Annotated in this window: 7 protein-coding genes; all 7 read left to right on the forward strand. The window is 61.9% G+C overall.

The genetic code is table 11. The features are described 5' to 3' along the window. Window positions 1-14 precede the first annotated feature (14 nt). Genes H4I92_RS12900 through H4I92_RS12930 form a run of 7 tightly spaced genes read left to right on the forward strand, consistent with a single transcriptional unit; the run spans window position 15 to window position 7,076 of the window. The gene (locus tag H4I92_RS12900) at window positions 15-422 is read left to right on the forward strand and encodes an ExbD/TolR family protein (RefSeq protein ID WP_077530978.1); all 408 of its coding nucleotides are present in this window, start codon (window positions 15-17) and stop codon (window positions 420-422) included. Further along, window positions 422-1,066 (forward strand): energy transducer TonB, encoded by a 645-nt coding sequence (locus tag H4I92_RS12905; protein WP_077530979.1) that lies wholly within the window; start codon window positions 422-424, stop codon window positions 1,064-1,066. Before H4I92_RS12900 ends, H4I92_RS12905 begins: the two co-directional genes overlap by 1 nt. Before the next feature lie 29 nt (window positions 1,067-1,095). Continuing rightward, window positions 1,096-2,337, forward strand: a complete 1,242-nt coding sequence (locus H4I92_RS12910) for a tetratricopeptide repeat protein (protein WP_077530980.1) — start codon at window positions 1,096-1,098, stop codon at window positions 2,335-2,337. Between the two features lie 33 nt (window positions 2,338-2,370). Further along, window positions 2,371-3,462 (forward strand): purine nucleoside permease, encoded by a 1,092-nt coding sequence (locus tag H4I92_RS12915; RefSeq protein WP_218668214.1) that lies wholly within the window; start codon window positions 2,371-2,373, stop codon window positions 3,460-3,462. 16 nt (window positions 3,463-3,478) lie between these two features. After that, the gene (locus tag H4I92_RS12920; RefSeq protein ID WP_077530981.1) at window positions 3,479-4,684 is read left to right on the forward strand and encodes an amidase; all 1,206 of its coding nucleotides are present in this window, start codon (window positions 3,479-3,481) and stop codon (window positions 4,682-4,684) included. Continuing rightward, window positions 4,684-6,264: a gamma-glutamyltransferase family protein gene (locus tag H4I92_RS12925; RefSeq protein WP_077530982.1), complete on the forward strand. Its 1,581-nt coding sequence runs from the start codon at window positions 4,684-4,686 to the stop codon at window positions 6,262-6,264. The genes H4I92_RS12920 and H4I92_RS12925 overlap by 1 nt, the downstream gene beginning before the upstream one ends. After that, window positions 6,252-7,076, forward strand: coding sequence for a sulfite exporter TauE/SafE family protein (locus H4I92_RS12930; RefSeq protein WP_077530983.1), 825 nt, complete (start codon window positions 6,252-6,254; stop codon window positions 7,074-7,076). Before H4I92_RS12925 ends, H4I92_RS12930 begins: the two co-directional genes overlap by 13 nt. Window positions 7,077-7,325 lie beyond the last annotated feature (249 nt).

Here is a 7,325-nt window from a genome sequence, read left to right on the forward strand (position 1 = left end):
CGAGAGAGGTTGCTATGAACGACAACCAGTTTTTGAACGGGGAGGAGGATGATAACCAAATCGACATGACGCCCATGCTCGATGTGGTCTTCATCATGCTGATCTTTTTCATCGTGACATCCACCTTCGTGAAGGAGGCCGGTGTGGACGTGACCCGGCCGAACGCTGAAACGGCGGTACAGACCGAATCCAACAGCATCCAGGTGGGCATCAATGCCAACAACCAGATCTACATGGACGACCGGGAGGTCGACACGCGCGCCGTGCGAGCCAACGTGGAACGCGCTCTGGCTGAGAGCCCGGGAGCGGGTGTGGTTATCGTGGCGGACCAGGATTCCAATACGAACACCCTGATCAGGGTTATGGATCAGGCCCGCCTGGCCGGGGCGGAATCGGTGTCGGTTGCTTCGGAGAGCAGGTAATGGTGGCGAAGTACGTTCTGAGTCTTCTTGTGGCGGCGGGGCTGAGCCTCCTGGTGTTCATCGGGATGCAGGTGCTGGTCGCGATGGATGGGGACCTCGAGAAAGAGGACAGCCAGAGTGCCTCGCTCAACTTCGTGCGCGTTGACTCCGCGGAGCAGGAAGCGGAGACCAAGGACCGCGAACAGCCGGATCCACCGCCGGAGCCTGAACCGTCGCCCGAGACGCCGGACGCCAGCGTCGAGAGCGATCAACCGGATACCAGCCAGCAACTCAGCATGGACATGCCAAGCATGGACGCCTCGGTCAGCCAGGGTGATGGGATGTCATTGGAAGGGCTGAGCGCCGGTGGTGGTGGAGGGCTCTCGGGATTCAGTTCCGACGCCGTGCCCACCCTCCGGGTGCCCCCCAACTACCCGCAGAAGGCCAAGCGGGCCGGCCTGGAGGGTTACGTCACCATGGCGGTAGATATCCGCGCGGACGGGACAGTGGCGAGTGTCGAGGTGCTGGAGTCGGAACCACCACGGATGTTCGATGATGCAGCTGTTCGTGCCATGAAGCGCTGGCGCTTCCGACCGAAAACCGAAAATGGCGAAAACAGACCACAAAAAGCCCGACAGACGATTGAATTCACCCTGGACAAATGAGCCTGGGTAGAGCAGGGGAGGTCAGAGCGATGATTCGGAAAACGGGACACTGGGTGTTGATGGTCGGGGTTTTGATGGCGTTTGTCTCGGCTGGCGTGTCCGGGGAGGAGAATGTCAGCGGACCGATCTACGAGGGGCTCAAGGAAGCCCAGAAGTTGATGGGGGAGGATCGGCTCGATGATGCCTATGACGAGATTGACGGTCTGCGCGAGGACCTCGAGGCCGACACCATAGACCAGGCAGTAGTGCTGCAGATGTTGGGACGGGTCGAATTGAGCCGGGAAAACTACCCGCAGGCCATCCAGCACCTCAAAGTGAGCCACGACACCGGCAAGCTGCCTGAGCAGATGCATCAGCAGGTCGGGCGCATGCTGGCGCAACTTTATGCCTCCGAGGAACAGTATCAACAGGCCCTAAAGTATGCCAGAGCCTGGCTTGAATCCCAGGAGGAGCCAAAGCCGCAGCAGTATATGTTCCTGGCCAACCTGATGGCCCAGACCGAGCGTTATGACGGCGCCATGGCAATGGCCAACAGGGCGATTGAGGCCAGTGATGATCCCCGGGAGAGCTGGTTCCAGTTGTTGGTGGCGTCCAGCTTCCAGCAAGGCGATTACCGGCAGACGGCCAGGGATCTGAAACGGATGGTGCGTCGATGGCCAGAGAAACCGGATTACTGGAAACAGCTGGCTAACATTTATGTCCAGCTGGATGACCGGGACAGTGGCCTCGCCGTTCTCCAGTTGGCCTGGAAGTCCGGGGTGCTCGAGGAGGAAGGGTCCATACGCTCAATGATCCAGTTGGCCATCAACCGTGGGATTCCCGAAAGAGGTGCCCGTCTGCTCGATCGTGCTCTGGAGCAGGGGGCATTGCCTACTGAGGCTGATTACGTGGAGCTGCTGGCCAACGCCTGGATCTCCGCGCGGGAATACAAGGACGGCATCGATTCGCTCGAGCGGCTGGCCTCGCTGCGGGACTCTGGAGATCCCCATGTCCGCATCGCGAACCTTCATATCGAGCGAGGGCGGTGGCAGGAAGCGGAAGCCAGCCTGCGCTCGGCGCAAGAGAGTGAGCTCGAAAAGCCTGGCGAGGCCTGGGTTCTACTGGGTATCGCACTGACTGAGCAGGAAGATTTCGAAGGCGGTTTCGAGGCCCTTCGCAAGGGCCGTGCCTTTGAGGACTCGCGTGAGCGTGCCCAGCGCTGGATTCAGTACGCGCAACAGCTCCAGAAGCAGCACAACTGGAAACAACGGAATCAGTCCGAAGGCGCCTAGTGTGTCCGTCCATAACCAGAAGAGGAATGAACCATGATGTTTAATGCACGCCATGCGCTGGTCGTAGCCGCGCTTGTTCTGCTGGGCGGCTGTGCGCAGCACTCGATGATGCAGGCCGGCCAGCAGGAGCCAGAGCCGATTCCAATCAAGTTCGTCGTGGTCACCATGTTTGAGATCGGTGACGATGAAGGCGACCAGCCGGGCGAATTTCAGTTGTGGAAGGAGCGCCAGGAACTGGATACGCGATATCCGTTTCCCCAAGGGCATCATGATATCTACGTGAATGAGGAAACCGGTGTGCTGAGCATTGTGACCGGTATCGGGACGGCCTACTCCTCCTCGGCGGTGATGGCACTGGGTATGGATCCGCGCTTTGACCTTTCCAATGCCTACTGGCTGATCGCCGGCATAGCCGGTATTGATCCCGAGGATGCGTCACTGGGTTCAGCTGCCTGGGCGGAATACGTGGTCGACGGGGATCTGGCGCACCACATCGACGCCCGAGAGATACCGGACGACTGGGACACCGGCTATTTTCCCAGGGACGCGAAGAAGCCCTATGACCCCAACAAGCCCGATCCCAGCTTCGAGGTGCAGCAGCTGAACCCGGAACTCACCGACTGGGCCTATGAACTGACAAAGGATACGGAACTGCCCAACCCCGAGGCTCTGGAAGAAACACGTTCCCTGTACACGGAGCATCCGAATGCTAGAAAGGCTCCGTTTGTCCTGAAAGGCGACCACTTGGCAGCGATGACGTTCTGGCATGGGGAGATCATGAACGACTGGGCCAATCGGTGGGTGGATTACTGGACTGATGGAGAGGGGGAATTCGTGACTTCGGCCATGGAGGACAGCGGCAGCTACCTATCCCTGAGGCTGTTGGATGAGGCGGGGCTTGCCGATAGTGATCGTGTCATGGTGCTCCGAACCGGCAGCAATTACACCATGCCTCCGCCCGGTGTGGGCGCGGCAGAGAACCTGGTTGCGGAAAGCGAGGGCTACGCCGGACTTGACGCGGCTCTGGAGTCCGCCTACCGGGTTGGCGAGACAGTGCTGGATGAGATCACCACCAACTGGGATGTTTATCGTGAGCGGGTGCCCACTCCCGGTGACATTGACTGATTCCGGATCCGTGCCCATGAATGAGCTGTTCGATGCGCGCGCCTATACATGGCGCGCCGCACCCGGTGAACTGTCCTCGGAAAGCGGCCCCCTGTCTGGTTTCCGTCTGGTCGTCAAGGACCTCTTTGCGATCGCCGGACACCGAACCGGCGCGGGTAACCCCTACTGGCTGGCAACCCACCCCGTGGCCCGTGAAACATCGCCAGTGATCCGTGACCTGCAGAAGGCGGGGGCTCAGCTAATCGGCAAGACCCAGACGGATGAGCTTGCCTACAGCCTGAACGGCTTGAATACGCATTACGGCACGCCGCTGAATCCGAAGGCGCCGGAGCGACTCCCCGGCGGCTCCAGTACCGGCTCTGCCGTCGCCGTTGCAGCCGGGGAAGCGGACATCGGGCTGGGGTCGGATACGGGCGGTTCCATCCGCGTTCCCGCAAGCTACAACGGCCTGTTCGGGGTTCGTCCCACTCACGGTGCGATTTCGACCGAGGGGATGGTGCCGCTGGCCCCCCTTTTCGATACGGTCGGATGGATGAGCCGGGATTCGGCCACACTATTGGCGGTTGGCCGGGCGTTACTGCCAGGGGCGGATGAGTGCGACGGCAGCGGGGTTGTGCGGGTGGGCGTGCTCGAACCAACCATGGATGGCGTCGCGCTTTGGCAGGCAGATCAGGAGGCTTGGCTGCGCCAGCAGCCGCGGCTTGAGGTTCATCGGCGCATACCGCTCGAGGCGGCATGGCTCGAGTCGGCCAGTGAGTATTTCCGGGTCCTGCAGGGGCGGGCGATCTGGCAGACCCACGGGGATTGGTTCCGTGAGGTGGATCCGCGTATGGCGGAGGACATCCGGACCCGTTTGGAATGGTGTTGCCGGCTGAGTGCGGAAGACGAGACCGCGGCACGGACTGGTCAGATGCGTCTGCATCAGGATATCAGCGCCTGGTTCGAAGGCGTGGACGCGATCGTGATGCCGACCACCCCAGGCCCAGCACCACGCCTCGATGCCAGCAGTGAATGGATGCGTGACTATCGTGCGAAGCTTATGGGACTGACGGCCCCCGCTGGTCTGGCCGGTCTGCCCCAGGTCCATCTCCCGGTGATTACCCGGGAAGGCGCACCGGCAGGGGTATCGCTTCTGGGGCCCCGACACTCGGATCTAATGCTTCTGAAGCTGGCGGACGCGCTTTGCGGCGCGGAAGCCCAAAATCCAATGGAGTCTATTTGATGAGCAATATTGCCTTTACGGCGCCCCACAGCGGGGCGGCTGATATTGGGTTGTCTCTGTTGCGTGACGGCGCTAGCGCCGTGGACGCCATGATTGCCGCCTCGGCAGCGATCGCCGTCCTCTATCCCCACATGAACAGTCTCGCCGGTGACGGGTTCTGGCTCGTACAGCGTCCCGGTGAAGCGCCCCGGGCGATTGATGCGTGTGGTCATGCCGCGGCGTTGGCCAGCATTGACTGGTACCGGGAGCAGGGGTGTGATGCCATTCCTGCCCGGGGGCCGCTATCGGCGCTCACGCTTGGTGGCACCCTGAGTGGGTGGGAAAAGGCCCGTGAGTGCTGTGTGGCACCCGAGCAGCGCCGCCCTTACGGGGAGCTTCTGGCTCCGGCTGAAGCACTGGCGCGGGATGGAATTGAGGTGACGGCCAGTCTGGCCGTGGCCAGCGAGAAAGTGCATGAATCGCTTGCCGATGAAACGGCGTTCCGGGCTATCTTCGCCCCTGAAGGACGGCCGCTTCGGCAGGGGGAGCAGCTGCGTAACCCGGACCTGGCGGAGACGCTCGCGCACCTGGCGCGCAAAGGGCCGAGGGATTTCTATGACGGCGAGCTGGCTGAAACCGTGGCGGCGGAGCTGGCAGCCAGGGGTAGCCCAATTCGCGCCAACGACCTCACTGGGTATGAAGCTCAAGAGGTAACGCCATTGTCTGTCCGAACCCGCGTCGGGAGCCTCTACAATTTCCCGCCTCCTACCCAGGGATTGGCCTCACTGCTGATCCTTGCCATCTACGATCAGCTCTACGATCCGCAGTGGTCCGACGCCGACCGGGTCCACACACTGGTTGAGGCGACCAAGCAGGCGTTTCGGGTAAGGGATCGGGAAGTTACCGATCCTGCACGGATGCGTGCGCCTGCAGAGTCTCATCTGAACAGCGTATCCATTGGCAAGCTGGCAGCGGTCGTGGGAAAAGAGGCCTCACCCTGGCCGTGGCCGGCGGAGCCTGGCGACACGGTCTGGATGGGGTGTGTGGATGCGGAAGGGACCATGGTTAGCTTCATCCAGAGTGTTTACTGGGAGTTCGGTTCGGGAGTGACCATTCCGGGTACGGGACTGGTATGGAACAACCGGGGACTGAGCTTCAGTCTGGATGCCGACCACCGTAATGCCCTGGAGCCGGGATATAAGCCGTTCCATACCCTGAACCCGGCGTTCGCGGTTCTGGATGACGGACGGCGTATGAGCTACGGCACCATGGGCGGTGAGGGCCAGCCCCAGACCCAGGCCGCGCTTTTCACCCGTTACCTGTACGACGGACTGCCTCTCGGCGAATCCATAGCTCGGGGTCGGTGGCTCCTCGGTCGGACCTGGGGGGATCGGGATGATGATCTCAAGCTCGAGGCGAGCCTGGCCCGTCATCTGGGTGATGAGCTGGCATTGCGCGGCCACCGCTTCAAGACCGTGCCCGATCACAGTGAGATGATGGGGCATGCCGGGGCCGTGGTGCGATTTCCCGACGGTGGTGTGACTGCTGCCAGCGATCCACGGAGTGATGGCGCCGCCAGGGAGGGGGTATGCTCGACATGATAACGGCCTGGTTGCCCCTTGTTCTGGGGATGCTTGCAACCGGACTGCTGGCGGGCCTGCTTGCGGGTCTGCTTGGGGTGGGCGGGGGCATCGTCATTGTGCCCGTGTTCTATTTCATCCTGCAGGCCATGGGTATTGATCCGGATGTGGCCATCCGCGTGGCCACCGCTACCTCGCTGATGGTGATTGTACCAACCAGCATTTCGTCGGTCCGGGCCCATCATGGGCGTGGCAATGTCGACTGGGCCCTCATTCGCCGCTGGTGGCTGTTCATGGTTACGGGCGTGGTGGCTGGCAGCACTGTCTCGCTCTATGCGGACGGCAGTCTGATCGGGGGCGTTTTCGGTGTGATTGCCCTGCTGGTGGCCGCCAATATCCTGCTGCGCCCCCGAGCAAAGCCGGTGGCCAGCGGTCTGCCGAGACTCCCTGGTCAGGGCCTGATGGCCGGGAGCATCGGATTCTTCTCGGTGATGATTGGCATCGGCGGAGGCACCATGGGCGTGCCCATGCTGACCGCGTGCAACTATCCCTCCCACAGGGCTGTCGGAACGGCGGCTTTCTTCGGTTTGCTGATTGCGCTGCCCGGAGCGATTGCGATGCTGTTGGCGACCACTCCAGAGGGGGCGCCAGCTGGCATGCTGGGAGCGGTCAATCTGGCGGGGTTCCTGGCCATCGTGCCGCTGACGGTTTTCATGGCACCGGTTGGGGCCAGCCTGGGCGCCAGGCTGGATGCACTCATGCTTAAGCGTGTGTTCGCGGTGTTTCTCTGCATCAGCGGGTTACGCATGCTGATGCAGGCCCTTGGAGGTTGATATGACGGAAGGACTCAACGCCGCATCACCGTCGATGCGGCCTTTTACACCCCCGCCCAGGCTCTTAATGGGGCCCGGCCCGATTACGGTGGATCCCCGGGTTCTTCAGGCCATGTCCTGTCAGTTGGTGGGGCAGTACGACCCCGCCATGACCAGCTGCATGAATGAGACCATGGCATTGTACCGGCGGGGCTTTTTAAACGAGAAAGAGGGGGGCTTCCCTTTTGGCGGCGCCCCACCAGCTGGGGT

It is taken from the genome of Vreelandella halophila, from assembly GCF_019903425.1.
Classification (GTDB): Bacteria; Pseudomonadota; Gammaproteobacteria; order Pseudomonadales; family Oleiphilaceae; genus Halospina; species Halospina halophila.